The sequence below is a fragment of the Nesterenkonia sp. YGD6 genome (genome assembly GCF_022565895.1).
In the GTDB taxonomy this organism is placed as follows: domain Bacteria; phylum Actinomycetota; class Actinomycetes; order Actinomycetales; family Micrococcaceae; genus Nesterenkonia.
The window spans coordinates 216,936-233,273 of record NZ_JAJOYY010000004.1 but is presented as its reverse complement, the minus strand read 5'-3'; the positions used below and the strand labels follow the sequence as shown (position 1 = coordinate 233,273).

The 16,338-nt window shown below is 68.4% G+C and carries 13 protein-coding genes; 10 read left to right on the top strand and 3 right to left on the bottom strand.

All coding sequences use genetic code 11. The features are described 5' to 3' along the window. The first annotated feature begins 56 nt into the window (after nucleotides 1–56). Both qcrA and qcrB read left to right on the top strand, forming a co-directional pair. Nucleotides 57–1,109, top strand: coding sequence for a cytochrome bc1 complex Rieske iron-sulfur subunit (qcrA, locus tag LTI14_RS08230; protein ID WP_241464556.1), 1,053 nt, complete (start codon nucleotides 57–59; stop codon nucleotides 1,107–1,109). Nucleotides 1,110–1,114: 5 nt separating this feature from the next. Continuing rightward, complete coding sequence (gene qcrB, locus LTI14_RS08225; RefSeq protein ID WP_241469692.1) at nucleotides 1,115–2,842, top strand: cytochrome bc1 complex cytochrome b subunit; 1,728 nt, start codon at nucleotides 1,115–1,117, stop codon at nucleotides 2,840–2,842. 145 nt (nucleotides 2,843–2,987) lie between these two features. Here the strand turns inward: qcrB and LTI14_RS08220 are convergent, their stop codons facing one another. The 3 genes from LTI14_RS08220 to hisS form a co-directional block, all read right to left on the bottom strand. After that, complete coding sequence (locus tag LTI14_RS08220) at nucleotides 2,988–4,448, bottom strand: replication-associated recombination protein A (RefSeq protein WP_241469690.1); 1,461 nt, start codon at nucleotides 4,446–4,448, stop codon at nucleotides 2,988–2,990. An 86-nt stretch (nucleotides 4,449–4,534) separates the two neighbouring features. Then, nucleotides 4,535–6,349 carry an aspartate--tRNA ligase gene (aspS, locus tag LTI14_RS08215; RefSeq protein WP_241476234.1) on the bottom strand — a complete coding sequence of 605 codons (1,815 nt, stop codon included), beginning with the start codon at nucleotides 6,347–6,349 and terminating at the stop codon, nucleotides 4,535–4,537. Nucleotides 6,350–6,400: 51 nt separating this feature from the next. Then, nucleotides 6,401–7,741 (bottom strand): histidine--tRNA ligase, encoded by a 1,341-nt coding sequence (gene hisS, locus LTI14_RS08210; RefSeq protein ID WP_241476233.1) that lies wholly within the window; start codon nucleotides 7,739–7,741, stop codon nucleotides 6,401–6,403. 82 nt (nucleotides 7,742–7,823) lie between these two features. On the opposite strand from hisS, the gene LTI14_RS08205 reads away from it, so the two are divergent. The 8 genes from LTI14_RS08205 (at nucleotide 7,824) to nusB (ending at nucleotide 16,242) form a co-directional block, all read left to right on the top strand. After that, the gene (locus LTI14_RS08205; protein ID WP_241476232.1) at nucleotides 7,824–9,260 is read left to right on the top strand and encodes a DUF349 domain-containing protein; all 1,437 of its coding nucleotides are present in this window, start codon (nucleotides 7,824–7,826) and stop codon (nucleotides 9,258–9,260) included. Between the two features lie 94 nt (nucleotides 9,261–9,354). Next, complete coding sequence (locus LTI14_RS13245; protein ID WP_241476231.1) at nucleotides 9,355–11,205, top strand: endolytic transglycosylase MltG; 1,851 nt, start codon at nucleotides 9,355–9,357, stop codon at nucleotides 11,203–11,205. Continuing rightward, nucleotides 11,202–12,164 carry a shikimate dehydrogenase family protein gene (locus LTI14_RS08195; RefSeq protein WP_241476230.1) on the top strand — a complete coding sequence of 321 codons (963 nt, stop codon included), beginning with the start codon at nucleotides 11,202–11,204 and terminating at the stop codon, nucleotides 12,162–12,164. Before LTI14_RS13245 ends, LTI14_RS08195 begins: the two co-directional genes overlap by 4 nt. A gap of 8 nt (nucleotides 12,165–12,172) precedes the next feature. Further along, the gene (gene aroC, locus LTI14_RS08190) at nucleotides 12,173–13,420 is read left to right on the top strand and encodes a chorismate synthase (protein ID WP_241476229.1); all 1,248 of its coding nucleotides are present in this window, start codon (nucleotides 12,173–12,175) and stop codon (nucleotides 13,418–13,420) included. Next, on the top strand, nucleotides 13,420–13,980 hold the full coding sequence (locus LTI14_RS08185; protein WP_241476228.1) for a shikimate kinase: 561 nt from the start codon (nucleotides 13,420–13,422) through the stop codon (nucleotides 13,978–13,980). Before aroC ends, LTI14_RS08185 begins: the two co-directional genes overlap by 1 nt. After that, the gene (aroB, locus tag LTI14_RS08180) at nucleotides 13,977–15,134 is read left to right on the top strand and encodes a 3-dehydroquinate synthase (protein ID WP_241464566.1); all 1,158 of its coding nucleotides are present in this window, start codon (nucleotides 13,977–13,979) and stop codon (nucleotides 15,132–15,134) included. The genes LTI14_RS08185 and aroB overlap by 4 nt, the downstream gene beginning before the upstream one ends. Nucleotides 15,135–15,244: 110 nt before the next feature. Then, a complete protein-coding gene (gene efp, locus LTI14_RS08175) occupies nucleotides 15,245–15,808 on the top strand; it encodes an elongation factor P (RefSeq protein ID WP_207172284.1) in 564 nt (187 codons plus the stop codon). An 8-nt stretch (nucleotides 15,809–15,816) separates the two neighbouring features. Then, nucleotides 15,817–16,242: a transcription antitermination factor NusB gene (gene nusB / locus LTI14_RS08170; protein ID WP_241464567.1), complete on the top strand. Its 426-nt coding sequence runs from the start codon at nucleotides 15,817–15,819 to the stop codon at nucleotides 16,240–16,242. Nucleotides 16,243–16,338 lie beyond the last annotated feature (96 nt).

The window sequence follows — 16,338 nt, the reverse complement described above, 5'->3', positions numbered from 1 at the left end:
GCCGCAGCACCTAAGCACCCGCACACGTAAACACTGAAGCAAAGGACGAGAACCATATGGGCGAGCACGGTAACGGTGATCCGAGCACGGGCGCCGTCATCAAAGCAGGTGAGGGAAGGTCGAGCGGCTATGCCATCGACAACCCGGGCCTGCCCCCGCACCGCCCGCGGTTGGCAGACGCGGACGAGAAGGCCGCCAAGCGCGCCGAGCGGCAGGTCTCTGCGCTCTTCCTGATCTCGATCATCGGTACCGTGATGTTCTTCGTCGGCTACTTCGCCGTCGGCGTCACCGCCGGGGATCTGAACATGCTCCGGCTGCAGAACACGCTGCTCGGAGTCGGCGTGGCCTTTGCCATGCTGGGCATCGGACTCGGAGTCGTCCAGTGGGCCCGCGCACTGATGCCGGACCACGAGGTCGTCGAAGACCGCAAGCCGCTGCGCAAGGAAGAGGACCGCGCCGAGGCTGCCCAGACGGTCGACGAGATCCTCGACGAGACCCAGATCAAGCGGCGTCCGCTGCTGCGCAACACGCTCATCGGCGCCGCCCTGCTGGCCCCGCTGCCCGCCGTCGTCGTCTTCCGCGATCTTGATCGCTCCGAGGACTTCGGGCCCGAGCGGATGCGGCACACGCTGTGGACCGAGGGGGTGCGCCTGGTGCGCGACCCCACCGGCACCCCGATCCGCGCCTCCGACCTCACGGTCGGCTCGGCGGTGCACGCCATCCCGGAGACCCTCCGCGAGGTCTCCGGGCACGGCGATCGCCTGGCCGAGAAGGCCAAAGCCGTCGTCCTGCTGATCCGGATGAATCCCGATGACTTCGAGGCCGTGACCCCAGGTCGCGAGGACTGGAAGCACGAGGGAATCATCGCCTGTTCCAAGGTCTGCACGCATGTCGGCTGCCCGGTGGCGCTCTACGAGCGTCACACGCATCACCTGCTGTGTCCCTGTCACCAGTCGACCTTTGACGCCGCTGCGGAGTTCAAGGTCACCTTCGGTCCGGCAGGCCGGCCGCTGCCCCAGCTGCCCATCACCGTCGACGATGAGGGCTTCCTCATCGCTCGCAGCGACTTCACCGAACCCGTCGGCCCCACCTACTGGGAGCGTGGCTAAAACTCATGAGCAGTCAGTCTCTAGAATCCAAGTACACCGAGGAGCAGTACTCCGAGGTGGACCAGTACCAGCCGGCGACCCGCACCGGCAAGATCGCGAACTACGTCGATCAGCGCGTGGGCGGTACCGGCATGGTCCGCGAGTTCGGCCGCAAGGTCTTCCCGGACCACTGGACCTTCATGTTCGGCGAGGTCGCGCTCTACAGCTTCGTCATCACCGTGATCTCAGGTGCGTTCCTGACCTTCTGGTTCGATCCCTCCATGGCCAGCACGCGCTACGACGGGGCCTACGTCCCGCTGCAGGGCGTGGAGATGTCCACCGCCTACGCCACTTCGCTGGAGCTCTCCTTCGATGTGCGCGGCGGCCTGTTCATGCGCCAGCTCCACCATTGGGCCGCCTTGATGTTCATCATGGCGATGGCGATCCACATGCTGCGCGTCTTCTTCACCGGCGCGTTCCGCAAGCCGCGCGAGCTGAACTGGGTCGTCGGCTGCACCCTGCTGCTGGCAGGCCTGGGCGCCGGCTTCACCGGCTACTCGCTGCCCGATGAGGTGCTCTCCGGCAACGGTCTGCGCATCATCGACGGCATGCTCAAGGCGATTCCCGTGGTCGGCACCTACATCTCCTTCTTCCTCTTCGGCGGGGAGTTCCCCGGCGACGAGGTCATCCCGCGGCTCTACTCGCTGCACATCTTCATCATCCCTGCGGTGATCCTGATCCTTATCGCGGTCCACCTGTTCATGGTGGTCACCCACAAGCACACCCAGTACCCCGGCCCAGGCCGCACCGAGCGCAACGTGGTCGGCTACCCGATCGGACCCGTCTACGCGGCCAAGGCCGGCGGCTTCTTCTTCGTGGTCTTCGGTGTCCTGGCCCTGCTGGCAGGCACCTTCCAGATCAACGCACTGTGGAACTACGGGCCCTATGACCCGTCTCCGGTGCAGGCAGGCACCCAGCCTGACTGGTACATCGGCTGGTTCGACGGCTTGCTGCGCCTGATGCCGGGCTACATCGGCGACATACCGCTGGAGTTCGTGCTGCCGACGCCTTGGGGCGGCAACAGCGTGGCCACGCCTGTGCTGGTCACGTTCATCCCGATCACCGCTCTGCTGCTCGGTCTGTTCGTCTGGCCCTGGATCGAGGCCTGGATCACCGGTGACAAGAGGGAACACCACATCCTGGACCGCCCGCGAAACGTCCCCGGACGCACCGCCTTCGGCATGGCCATGATGATCTGGTACTTCGTGATGTGGGCTGCCGCATCCTCCGACCTGATCGCGACCCACTTCTCGCTCTCGTTCAACGACGTGCTCATCTGGCTCCGGGTGCTGTTCTTCGCCGGACCGATCCTCACGTTCATCATCACCAAGCGGATCTGTCTGGCCCTGCAGCGCAAGGATCGCGAGATCGTGCTGCACGGCAACGAGGCGGGCGTCATCGAGATGCTTCCGCACGGTGAGTTCCGTGAGAAGCACACCCGGGTCAGCGACTACGAGCTCTACACGCTGGTCTCCTACGAGTCTCCCGAGGTCACCGCGGCCCGCCCCAACTCCCGGGGCAAGGTCGGACTGCTCGAGAAGTCACGGGTGACGCTCAACCGGACCTTCTTCGAGGACCGGGTCGCACCGGTCAGCCGCGAGGAGTACATCGAGGCGCTCTCCCACGATGACCATGGGACTGCCGCAGAGCTGCCCGCCGGTTCGGTCGGAGCCATCGAGTCCAAGAAGAACTGAGCATCGTGAGGCGCTGATCATCCGGCGCTGGACGCAGAGAAGCGGCCGTCTCCCTCTCGGGAGGCGGCCGCTTCGTCGTCTGCGGCGTCAGCGGGTTCTGTCGGTGCCGCGGGCGAGCTGTCGCTTGCCCGTCATCTCGTGCCCGTCACCTGTTGTCCGTGCCCCGGATGATCGAGCGCAGCTTCTCCAGCCGCTCCGAGACGGCGCGTTCGGCGCCGTTGCCGGTGGGCTTGTAGTAGTCCACCCCGATCAGCTCATCGGGCACGTACTGCTGGGTCGCGACGTGATGCGGCTGGTCATGGGCGTAGATGTAGCCCTTGCCATGGCCCATCCGGTGTGCCCCGGAATAGTGTGCGTCACGCAGATGCGGCGGGACCGCGCCGGACTTCCCGGCGCGCACGTCGGCTATGGCGGCGTCGAGGGCCTTATAGGAGGCGTTGGACTTCGGCGCGGTGGCGATGTGCACCGTGGCCTGGGCGAGCAGGATCCGTCCCTCCGGCATGCCGATGAGCTGCACGGCATCTGCCGCCGCCATGGCGGTCTGCAGCGCCGTGGGGTCGGCCATGCCGACTTCTTCTCCGGCGGCGATGACCAGCCGGCGGGCGATGAAGCGCGGGTCCTCTCCGGCGACCACCATCCGCGCCAGGTAGTGCAGCGCGGCGTCGGGGTCCGAGCCGCGCAGCGACTTGATGAAGGCGGAGACGATGTCGTAGTGCTGGTCCCCGTCTCGGTCGTACCGCTGCACGGCGAAGTCCATCGCCTGTTCGGCGTCCCGGGCGGTGATCAGCACCGGGGCGTCCGACGCCGGCTCATCGGCCGAGGCTCCTTCAGACACATCCGAAGCGTCCTCGGGGGAGCGGCCCATGGCCACGGCGGCGGCGGCCTCCAGGGTGGTCAGCACCCGGCGCGCATCACCTCCGGCCATGCGCAGAATATGATCCCTGGCCGTGTCTTCGAGCTCGAAGGCCGAGTCGAGGCCGCGGGTGTCCTGCAGCGCCCGGGTGATCAGTCCGGAGAGGTCATCCTGGGTCAGTGAGCGCAGGGTGAGCATCAGTGACCGGGAGAGCAGCGGGGCGATGATCGAGAAGGACGGGTTCTCCGTGGTCGCGGCGACCAGGATGACCCAGCCGTTCTCCACTCCCGGCAGCAGGGCATCCTGCTGGGCCTTGTTGAACCGATGGATCTCATCGAGGAACAGCACGGTGGTCTGCCCGCGGAGATCTCGATCCTCCAGCGCACGGTCCATGACCTGTCGGACGTCCTTCACACCGGCCCGGATGGCGGAGAGCTCCACGAACTTCCGCGAGGCGCCACGGGCGAGCACATGGGCCAGCGTGGTCTTGCCGGTGCCGGGAGGGCCGTAGAGGATCACCGAGGAGGCGCCGGCGGGTCCGCGGGACCCTTCAGCCAGGACGCGCAGCGGGGACCCCTGCTCGAGCAGATGCTGCTGGCCGAGCACCTCCGCGAGGGTGCGCGGTCGCATCCGCACCGCCAGCGGAGTATGCCGACGACGCGCGCCCGCCTCCGCCGTGGAGGCCGGGGCGGGCGCGTCGTCGTCGCCGAAGTCATCGGAGGCGAAGAGGTCCCCCGTGATGGGATCGGCCACTGCGCCTCCTAGAGCTGGGTTCGTAGATAGATTCGATAAGAATCCGTTCCAGGCTACCCGGTGCGGCTCAGGCCTGGGACTCAGGCTCAGCCCTTGGTGCCGGTCCTGCCCTCTGCCTTGGCGTCGGTGCCGGCCTCAGCCTTCGGCTCGGGCTTGGCGTCGACGCCGGCCTCCTTGCGCTGCTGCGCGGTGATCGGGGCGGGCGCCGCGGTGAGCGGGTCGTAGCCGCCGCCGGACTTGGGGAAGGCGATGACCTCGCGGATGGAGTCCTCACCGGCGAGCAGCGAGACCACGCGGTCCCAGCCGAAGGCGATGCCGCCGTGCGGGGGAGCGCCGAACTTGAAGGCGTCGAGCAGGAACCCGAACTTCTCCTGCGCCTCGTCCTCGGGAATGCCCATGACCTTGAAGATCCGCTCCTGGACGTCGCGGCGGTACACGCGCAGCGAGCCGCCGGCGATCTCGTTGCCGTTGCAGACCAGGTCGTAGGCGTTGGCCAGCGCCGAGGCCGGATCGGTGTCGAAGCTCTCGGCGAACTCCGGCTTGGGGGCGGTGAACGCGTGGTGCACGGCGGTCCAGGCACCGGATCCCACGGCCACATCGCCGGCGGCCTGGGCCAGGGCTGCGGGCTCGAACATCGGGGCGTCGACCACCCAGACGAAGGACCACGCGTCCTGATCGATGAGTCCCACACGGGCGGCGATCTCGTTGCGCGCGGCGCCGAGGAGTCCGCGGGAGGGAGAGACCTCACCGGCGGCGAAGAAGACGCAGTCCCCGGGGGAGGCCCCGGTGGCGGCTGCCAGTCCGGCCTTCTCCGGCTCGGAGAGGTTCTTGGCCACGGGGCCGCCGAGCTCGCCGTCCTCACCGATGAGCACATACGCCAGGCCCTTGGCGCCGCGCTGCTTGGCCCATTCCTGCCAGGCGTCGAGGGTGCGGCGGGGCTGCGAGGCTCCGCCGGGCATCACCACGGCACCGACATAGGGAGCCTTGAAGACCCTGAAGGGGGTGTCCTTGAAGTAGTCGGTGAGCTCGGTGAGCTCCAGCTCGAAGCGCAGATCAGGCTTGTCCGAGCCGTAGCGGGCCATCGCCTCGTGGTAGGTGATGTGCGGGATCTCGGCGGGCAGGTCCACGTCGATGAGCTTCCAGAGCCTGCGCACGAGCTCCTCGCCGAGGGAGAGGATGTCCTCCTGCTCCACGAAGCTGGCTTCGATGTCGAGCTGGGTGAACTCGGGCTGGCGGTCCGCGCGGAAGTCCTCGTCGCGGTAGCAGCGGGCGAGCTGGTAGTACTTCTCGAAGCCACCGACCTGGAGCAGCTGCTTGAACAGCTGGGGGGACTGCGGCAGCGCGTACCAGGCGCCCGGTGCCAGGCGCGCCGGGACCAGGAAGTCGCGGGCACCCTCGGGGGTGGAGCGGGTCAGCGTCGGCGTCTCGATCTCGGTGAAGGACTCGTGGTGCAGCAGGTCGCGGGCGACCCGGTTGGCCTCGGAGCGCAGCCGCAGCGCGCGCTGCGGCCCTTCCCGGCGCATATCGAGGTAGCGGTGGCGCAGCCGCGCCTCCTCGCCGACCTCGACGTGCTCATCGATCTGGAAGGGCAGCGGTGCCGCGGTGTTGAGCACCGTGACGGTCTCGGCCAGCACCTCGACCTCGCCCGAGGGCAGGTTGGGGTTCTCGTTGCCCGCGGGACGGCGCTCCACCGAACCGGTCACCTGCAGCACGAACTCGTTGCGCAGCGGATCGAAGTCGGCCTCCTCGCGCACCACGACCTGGGCCACGCCCGAGGAGTCACGCAGATCGAGGAAGGCCACTCCGCCGTGATCTCGGCGCCGCGCCACCCATCCGGTGAGGGTGACGGTCTGGCCTATGTTCTCGGCGGTGAGTGAGCCGGAGGTGTGTGTGCGGAGCACGGTGTCCTTCCTGAGGGATCAGTTGCTGGTGCGGGCCTGCGGCCCGGGGAGTCAGTCGGTGGCCGATTCTACTATCCGCGGGAGCGCGTCCTCGGCCGGGGGCGTCCAGCTGGCCGGATCCGCGGGGCTCTGGGCACCGGTGCGGATGTCCTTGACCTCATGGGCGCCGTCGTCGTCGGTGAACCAGACATAAGGGATGCCGCGGCGGTCAGCGTGGCGGATCTGCTTGCCGAACTTCTCAGCCTTCAGCGCGACCTCCACATTGATCCCCCGGAGGCGCAGCGCGTCGGCCACGTCCTGGGCGGCCCCCCAGTCCTCGTCGGAGCGCAGCGCCACGAAGACTGCGGTGGGGACCTTACGGCTGGCGGAGAGCCCGCCCTCGGCCAGGATCCGGGAGATCAGTCGGGTGACCCCGATGGAGAGCCCGACGCCGGGGAAGGTGCGCCTGCCCTTGGAGGCCAGAGATTCATAGCGGCCGCCGGAGCAGACCGAGCCCAGCGATTCGTGACCGATCAGCACGGTCTCGTAGACGGTGCCGGTGTAGTAGTCGAGGCCGCGGGCGATGGAGAGATCAGCGGTGACCCGACCGGGGACCCGCTTGTTCAGCTCCGCGACGACCTCTTCAAGCTCGGCCAGCCCGGCGTCGAGCAGCTCATCGGCCTCCACGGTGCCCAGCAGGGCGCGCACCGCGGTGACGAAGGAGGTGTCGGTGGCGCGGATCTGGGCGAGCTCGAGCGCCTGCTGCGCCTGCTGCGGGGTGGCGGCACCGGTGGAGACCAGCTCCTCGCTGACCTTCTCGGCGCCGATCTTCTCCAGCTTGTCGATCGCGCGCAGCACCGCGGTGGTGTCGCTGAGACCGATGGAGCGGTAGAACCCCTCGGAGAGCTTGCGGTTGTTGACCCGGAGCATGAAGTCGCCGATCGGCAGCGCCTCGAGCGCCTTGGCCATGACCACGCCGATCTCCACGTCGCTGCGGAAGGGGAGCGCGCCGTCGCCCACCAGGTCGATGTCGGCCTGGGTGAACTCGCGGTAGCGCCCGTCCTGGGGGCGTTCACCGCGCCAGACCTTCTGGATCTGGTACCGCCGGAAAGGGAAGTCCAGGTGCCCGGCGTTCTCCACCACGTAGCGGGCGAAGGGCACGGTGAGGTCGAAGTGCAGGGCCAGTCGGGCCTCGCGGCCCTCTTCCTCCTGCAGCCGGGAGACGGCGTAGATCTCCTTGTCGATCTCGCCCTTCTGCAGCAGCGTGTCGATGGTCTCCACCGCCCGGGACTCGATGGAGGCGAAGCCGTGGCGTTCGAACACCTCGCGAAGCGTGTCCAGCACGTGCAGCTCCACCAGACGCTCCTCGGGGAGCCATTCGATGAAGCCGGAGAGAGAGGTGGTTCGTGCCATGAGTGTGCGCGCAGTCCTTGGGTCGTCGGGGGAGCCTGGAATCGGGCCCGTTCAGCATAACGGCTCCGGTACGCTGGTGGGCATGAGTCCTGCAGTCAAGCCCGACCACCATGAGACCTCCCTCGCCGACGCCCACCGATTCGCCCGGGTGGACGAGGAAGGCCATGTCTATGCACTGGCCCCCGCCCCCGCGCAGACCGAGACAGCCGACGGCGCCGCTCCGGAGGCCGTCCATGTCACAGCGCCGGAGGCCGACGGCGTCGCGGCGGCGCACCCTGAGACCGCCGAGGCCGCCGAGGCCGCCGAGGCCGCCGAGACCGCCGAGGCCGCCGAGACCCCCGGGCCGAAGGCCGCCGAGAGCTATGTGGGGCAGTTCTCCGGAGCCAGCGCCGATGAGGCCCTGCACTACTTCACCCGGAAGTTCGATGAGCTCTACAACCGTGCGCTGCTGCTGAGGGCTCGCGCCGCGGCCGGCGCCGACTCCGCCAAGGCGCTGCACGAGTCTTTGAGACACATTCGCCAGGAGCTCACCGACGGCACCTGGGTCGGCGACGTCGCGGCCCTGAGCTCGCTGCTTGGGGAGATCTCCACGGAGATCGATCAGCGCGCAGCGGTCGAGGCGCAGGAGGCTGAAGCGGTGCTCGCCGAGCACCTGGCGGTCCGTGAGCAGATCGTGGCCGAGGTGGAGCTGCTGGCCGAGGCCGATCCGACCACACAGCACTGGAAGAGCGCCCAGGCGCGGATGAACGAGCTCTTCGAGGCCTGGAAGGCCGAGCAGAAGAAGCCGCCGCGGCTGACCAAGTCCCAGGAAGACCCCTATTGGAAGCGTTTCCGCGCCGCGCGGAATCTCTTCGAGAAGAACCGGCGCGCGTTCTTCGCCTCCCGGGACAAGGAGCACGGTGATATCAAGGCCGCGAAGGAGGCGCTGATCGTCGAGGCGGAGCAGCTCAAGGACTCCGACGACTATGGCGCGACCACCAAGGCCTATCACCGGCTGATGGATGACTGGAAGGCCCTGGGCCGCGGCGCCCGCAAGACCGACGACGCGCAGTGGGCCCGCTTCCGCGCCGCCCAGGACGTGTTCTTCGGCGCCCGGGACAAGATCAACGCAGAGACCGACGCGGAGTACGCCGAGAACCTCACGGTGAAGCTGGCGCTCCTCGAGGACTTCGAGGCCCTGATGCCGATCGAGAACCCCGAGGCGGTCCGGGAGCAGTACCAGGCGCTGCTGAACCGCTGGGACGCCGCCGGTCGGGTGCCTCGTGGGGACATGAAGTCCATCGAGAGTCGGCTCAAGCGCGTCCAGGATGCGTTCCACGACGCCGAGAAGTCCCATTGGCGAAAGACCGACCCCGAGACGATCGCGCGACAGAATTCGATGCTCACCCAGCTCGACGACGCCATCGCTGAACTTGAAGAGGCACTCGAGGCCGCCCAGGTCAGCGGAGACACCCAGGCGATTGCAGAAGCTAAAGAGGCATTGGACGCGCGAAGAAGCTGGCGGGATATGTTGAAGTAACGAATAGATTACACTCGTCAAAGATCTGGTGACCCATTTGCTATTCCCTGTGGGTCACTGGACTTGTGCCGTCGACATCCAGTGAGGACCCCGCGTGAGCGATCAACAGCCGCATGAGTCGGGCTCCCAGCGCAGCCGCCGCGAGATTCGCGAGGCTCGGGAGCTCGAACTTGCTGAGCAGCGTGCTCTGGAGGAGACGCTGCGCACTCCGCGCGCCCGCTCGGCGGCCTCGGCGGGGCCCGCGGTAGAGCGCGAGGAGCCCACCGCGGCGGATCCCGGCGCGGCACCGTCCCCGGCGTCCCTGCCCTCGCCTGTATCGGCAGCCTCCCCGGAACCCGCCACGGACTCCGTCCCACTGACTATCCCCAGTCCGTCCAGGACGCCGCTGCCCAGCATTGCGCCGGTGCAGGGCTCGGTGATCTTCAACCAGGAATACGTCAGCGAAGGCAAGCTGGAGCGCGAAGACACCCAGCACGCCGACCCGCACCACCCTGACCTGCACCCCGTCGTCCCCGCCACGGGCGACGACCCTGACTCTGAGCCCACTGCTCCCTCCGCCGTGACCCCCTTCGACCAGGTCCTCTCCCCGGACGAGGCTGACTATGACGTCGACTACGAGTCCGACGTCGACTACGAGTCCGACGTCGACTACGACGCGGATTACGAGTACGCGCTGGCGGAGGAGTCGGACTTCCCCCTCGAGGACGACCTCGAGGACGACTATTACGAAGGTACCCGCATCGCTCACGACGACGACGGCACTCCGCTGCTGATCTCATCCTCAAGCCACGGCCGCAGCTACCAGACGGTCTCCGGCGTCGAGGGGGGCGCGACCCAGGCGGTGTTGGAGAAGCGGCGCACCCGACGGCGGCGCCGCAACCTCACCCTGAGCGTGGCCTTCGGACTGTTCGCGGCGCTGCTCGTGGGATTCGTGGTCGTGCTGCAGTCGCTGTTCGGCGGCGGCGGCCCGGAAGACTTCGAGACCCAGGCCGGGGAGGTCGTGGAGTTCACCGTTGAAGAAGGAGACGGGCCCGCGCTGGTGCGCAACCGCCTCCTGGAAGCCGGGATCATCGCCAGCGACGACGCGTTCGACGACGCCTTCGCGGCGCTCGACGGAGCACCTGAGCTGCAGCCGGGGGAGTTCCAGCTGCGCGAACAGATGCCGGCCGCGGATGCGCTGGCGGTGATCTTCGAGGAGGGCGAGGCGCTGCACTACATCTCGCTCCAGGACAACACCCGCATCGACGCGGCGCTGAGCTCCATCGCGGCGCAGACCGGAATCCCCGCGAGCGACATCGGCCGAGCGGCGGCTGACCCCGGCGCCTATGGACTGCCCGACGAGGCCGAGACGCTCGAAGGCTATCTCGCCGCCGGGGAGTACCAGCCGAGCCTGGAGGCGACCCCCGAGGAGATCCTCCAGCAGATGGTGGACACCACCTTCGAACGGCTCGAGGAGCTCGGCATCACCGAGGAGGATGAGCAGTGGCGCACGGTGATCGTCGCCTCCCTGCTCACCGCGGAGGGCCTGCCCGGCGACTACGAAGAGATCGCCGGGATCATCGAGAACCGGCTGGCCCCGAACAACTCCGAGACCGACGGGCTGCTGCAGATCGATGCCACCGTGATCTACGGACTCGGGACGCAGAGCGTGCACTTCACCGAGGAGGAGCGAGCCGACGCCTCCAACGAGTACAACACCTACCAGAACCCGGGCCTGCCCCCCGGACCTGTCGCCGCACCCAACATGGCGACCCTCGAGGCCGCCGCGAACCCGGAGGAGAACGACTACTTCTACTGGGTCACCGTGGACCTCGAGACCGGTGAGACGAAGTTCGCCGAAGACTATGAGGAGCACCTCGGCTACGTGGAGGAGTTCAACGCGTACTGCGAGGACAACGCCGAGATCTGCGACGGAGAACCGACCCAGGAGAACGCCGGACCGTGACTCGTCAGGCCGCTGTGCTGGGCCACCCGATCGCCCACTCGCTCTCCCCGCTGCTGCACGCCGCGGCCTATGAGCACCTGGGGCTCGACGCCGACTACCGGCGGATCGACGTCGAAGAGTCTTCGCTGCAGGAGTTCCTGCGCGGAGAGGGCGCGGCGCCGGGCTGGCTGGGCTGGTCGGTCACGATGCCGCTGAAGGCCGCCATGGTGAGCGCCGTGGACCACCCGTCGGCGCGGGTCACCGCGCTCGGCGTGCTCAACACCGTCGTCCACGGTCCCGCCGGCACATCGGAGGGCGCGCGCATGCTCTCCGGTGAGAACACCGACGTGGACGGCATCGTCGCGGCCCTGGGCGAGGCCGGGCTGCACCAGGCGTCGTCGTCGGGCCGGGGCAGCTTCGGCATCATCGGTGCCGGCGCCACCGCCACCGCCGCGCTGGCCGCCGCCTCCGAGCTCGGCTACACCCAGGTGCGCAGCTACGCCCGCTCCGTCCAGCGCGGGCTGGAGCTGGAACCGGTGGCCGCCGCGCTGGGTCTTCGGCTCAGCGTGGCCCAGCTGTCCGCGCTGCCGCATGACCTCTCTGGCACCGACGAGCTTCCGGCAGCCCACGACCTCTCGGCAATCCACGACCTGGAAACGGGCCGGGGGAACTCCGGGCAGCTCGACGCCGTGGTGTCGACCCTTCCACCGCGCGCCGCCGATGAGATCGCCGCCACGCTGCCCAGACTGGACCGCCCGATTCCGCTGCTCGACGTCGCCTACGACCCCTGGCCCTCGCTCCTGGCCGGCTCCTGGGAGGCGGGCGGCGGCCGGGTGGTCAGCGGTCTGGTGATGCTGCTGCACCAGGCGGTGAAACAGGTGGAGCTGTTCAGCGCGGCCACCTCGACCCCGGCCGGTGAGCTCTCCGCGGAGTCCCACGCCCAGATGGTGGCCAAGATGAGGCGCGCGATCGGTTTATGATGGACCCCATGTTGCGCTGGCTCACTTCCGGAGAATCACACGGCAAATCCCTCGTCGGAATCCTGGAAGGGCTTCCCGCCGGCGTCACGCTGAGCACCGACGCGGTGCAGGAGAAGCTCGCCCGCCGCCGTCTCGGCTACGGCCGCGGAGCCCGGATGAAGTTCGAACAGGACCAGGTCGCGCTGCTGGCCGGCGTGCGCCACGGCGTCACCATCGGCGGACCGCTGACCATCGAGGTCGGCAACACCGAGTGGCCCAAGTGGGAGAAGGTCATGTCAGCCGACCCGGTGGACCCCGCCGAGCTGGAGCACCTCGCCCGCAACGCCCCGCTGACCCGCCCCCGCCCAGGTCACGCCGACTACACCGGCATGCAGAAGTACGGCTTCAGCGAGGCCCGCCCGGTCCTGGAACGCGCCTCGGCGCGGGAGACCGCCACCCGCGTCGCCCTCGGTGCGGCCGCCCAGTCCTTCCTGAGCGAGCTCGGGATCACCACGGTCTCGCACACCACCGCCATCGGCCCGGTGCAGATCCCCGCCGACGCCCCGCTGCCCCGCGCCGCCGATGCACAAGCCCTGGACGCCGACCCGCTGCGCTGCTTCGACGCGGAGACCTCCGAACGGATGGTCGCCGAGGTCGACGACGCCCACCGCGCGGGGGAGACCCTCGGCGGCGTCGTCGAAGTGGTCGTGGAGGGACTTCCCCCGGGCCTGGGCAGCTATGTGCACTGGGACCGACGGCTGGATTCACGCCTGGCCGGAGCGCTCATGGGCATCCAGGCCATCAAAGGCGTGGAGGTCGGCGACGGCTTCGAGACCACCCGACGCCGCGGCTCGGCCGCCCACGACGAGATCACCCTGGACGAGCACGGGCAGATCGCGCGCACCTCCAACCGCGCCGGCGGCATCGAAGGCGGCATGAGCATCGGCGGCCCGCTGCGGGTCCGCGCCGGGATGAAACCCATCGCCACCGTGCCGCGCGCGCTGCGCACCGTGGACACCGCCACCGGCGAGCAGACCACCGCCCACCACCAGCGCTCCGACGTCTGCGCCGTCCCGGCGGCCGGCGTCGTGGCGGAGGCCATGGTGGCCCTGGTCATCGCCGAAGCCGTGCTGGAGAAGTTCGGCGGGGACTCGGTGAGCGAGGTGCAGCGCAACCTGCGCAGCTATCTCGACCACCTCCCCGAGCTCGGCGGCGACCCCTCGGGCGCCGGTGCGGACGGAGACCCGCTCCAGGCCCCCGCCGCGATGCAAGACTGATGCGCCAACCCGCAGCCGCCGAGCAGCGAGGCGACGGCCGCAACATCGTGCTGATCGGGCCGATGGGCTCCGGGAAGTCCACCGTCGGTGCCGCCCTGGCCCGCCGGCTGCACCGGCCGCACGTGGACAGCGACCACTTCTTCGTCGCCCGCCACGGATCCATCCCGGAGTACTTCTCGCTGCACGGGGAGGACGCCTTTCGGGCCGAGGAGCGCAGCATCGTGGCCGAGCTGCTCGACTCCCCACGCCCCTCGGTGATCAGCCTCGGCGGGGGAGCGGTGCTCAGCGACGACACCCGCGGACTCCTCCGCGACCAGCTGGTGATCATGCTGGATCTCACCGAGGACCAGGCCGCGCTGCGCCTGGGGGACGGCTCCAGCCGGCCGATCCTCGGCGCGCACCCGGTGCAGGCCTGGAAGCGCATCTATGCCGAACGCGAGCAGATCTACCGAGACTGCGCTGATATCGTCATGAGCCCGGACGATGCGCACATCGACGTGCGAGTCGACCACATCGTGCGAGCCCTCAACACCACCTCCAGGAGAGATCCAAGCGTATGAGCCACCAGGCCGAGACCGAGGCTTCCGCCCCTGAACCCACCATCATCACCGTCGGGGAGGGCGCGGGCACCGGCGGTCAAGAGCTGGGCTACGACGTCATCATCGGCAACGGGCTGCTCTCCCGGCTGCCCGGGCTCGTCGGCCCACAGGCCGAACGGGTGCTGGTGATCCACCCCCGGGCGCTGCGCGCCACCGGCGACGTGGTCCGCGAGGACCTCGAGAAGGCCGGGTATCAGGCGCTGGTCGCCGAGATCCCGGACGCCGAGGAGGGCAAGCACATCCAGGTCGCCGCGTTCTGCTGGCAGGTCCTGGGGCAGAACGACTTCACCCGCTCCGACGCGATCGTCGCCGTCGGCGGGGGTGCGGTGACCGATGCCGCCGGCTTCGTGGCCGCGACCTGGCTGCGCGGCATCCGCGTGGTCCACATGCCCACCACGCTGCTGGGCATGGTCGATGCCGCTGTGGGCGGGAAGACCGGGATCAACACCTCCGAGGGCAAGAACCTGGTCGGCTCCTTCCACCAGCCCGCCGGAGTGCTCGCCGATCTGGACACGCTGCTCACCCTGCCCCGCAACGAGCTGGTCGCCGGACTCGCCGAGGTCGTGAAATGTGGATTCATCGCCGACGAGCGGATCCTCGACATCATCGAAGCCAGCCCGGAACAGGCGCAGAACCCACACTCCTGGCAGATCCGCGAGCTCATCGAGCGCGCCGTAGCGGTCAAGGCCAAGGTGGTGGGTGCGGACATGCTCGAATCCGGCGTCCGCGAGTCGCTGAACTATGGCCACACCCTGGGCCACGCCATCGAACTCGCCGAGCGCTACCAGTGGCGCCACGGCGCGGCCATCTCGGTGGGCATGATCTTCGCCGCCGAGCTCGGGCGCAGCCTGGGCCGACTCGATGACGCCACTGCGGACCGTCACCACGCCGTGCTGAACCTGCTCGGGCTGCCCACCACCTACCGCGATGACCGCTGGAGCCAGCTGCTCGAAGGCATCCGCCGGGACAAGAAGAACCGCGGCGATCAGCTGCGGTTCGTGCTGCTCAATGGTCAGGGACAGCCGGTCACCGTGGAGATCCCGGACGCCTCGATCCTCTTCGCCACCTACCAGGAGATCGCCCAGCCGGAGACGGGCAGCATGATCTCGCTCTGAAGCCAGCGCTCGAGCCTGTAGAATCGTTTGGCGCCGCGTGGAGCGACCATGGCGTCCAGCATTCGCTGTGCACAACACTCCATGCCCCCACGACCCAGGAAAGGCAGATTGTGGCCAGCTCGAACGACATCAAGAACGGCTCCGTCCTCAAGATGGAGGGACAGCTGTGGAACACGCTCGAGTTCCAGCACGTCAAGCCGGGCAAGGGCGGTGCGTTCGTGCGCACCAAGCTGAAGAACATCCGCACCGGCAAGGCCGTGGACAAGACGTTCAACGCCGGCGCCAAGGTGGAGTTCGCCACAGTCGACCGCTCCAACTACCAGTACCTCTACCAGGACGGTGAGGACTTCGTCTTCATGGACCTGCGCGACTACGACCAGATCACCGTGCCCGCCACGGTGGTCGGCGACGCCGCGAACTTTCTGCTGGAGTCCCACGAGGTGACCATCGCCCTGCATGACGGCACCCCGCTCTACCTCGACCTGCCCCCCTCGGTCGTCCTGGAGATCACCTACACCGAGCCGGGCCTGCAGGGTGACCGCTCCAACGCCGGCACCAAGTCCGCCACGCTGGAGACCGGACACGAGATCCAGGTCCCGCTGTTCGTGGACCAGGGCACCCGCGTGAAGGTCGACACCCGCACCTCCGCATACCTCGGCCGAGTCACGGACTGATCCCTCCAGTGGCAAAGCGAAGCAAAGCCCGCCGCCGGGCCCTTGAGATCCTCTTCGAGGCCGAACAGCGAGACATGGACCCCTTCGAGGTCCTGCGGGTCCGCCGCGAGCGCGCGGACCTGATCGTCAACGAATACGTCCTCGAGCTCATCGACGGTGTGAAGTCCGAACAGGAGCACATCGACGAGATCCTGGCCACCTACGCGCGCGGCTGGACGCTTGAACGGATGCCGCGGGTGGACCTGATGGCGCTGCGCATCGGCGCCTGGGAGCTGCTGTGCAACAACGAGATCCCCGACAACGTGGCGGTCTCCGAGGCCGTGACGCTGGTCAAGGAGCTCTCCACCGATGACTCGCCCAGCTTCGTCAACGGACTGCTCGGCAGGATCCAGGTGCTCAAGCCCACGCTGGTCGAGGTCGATGACGTAGAGTGAACGCGGCGCTTCAGCTCAGCGCCGCAGCACGGCTCGAGCAGCTGCACCGCGGTGCGGCGGCGCCGGCCATAACTGAAGATTCAGACTTCCTTTAAA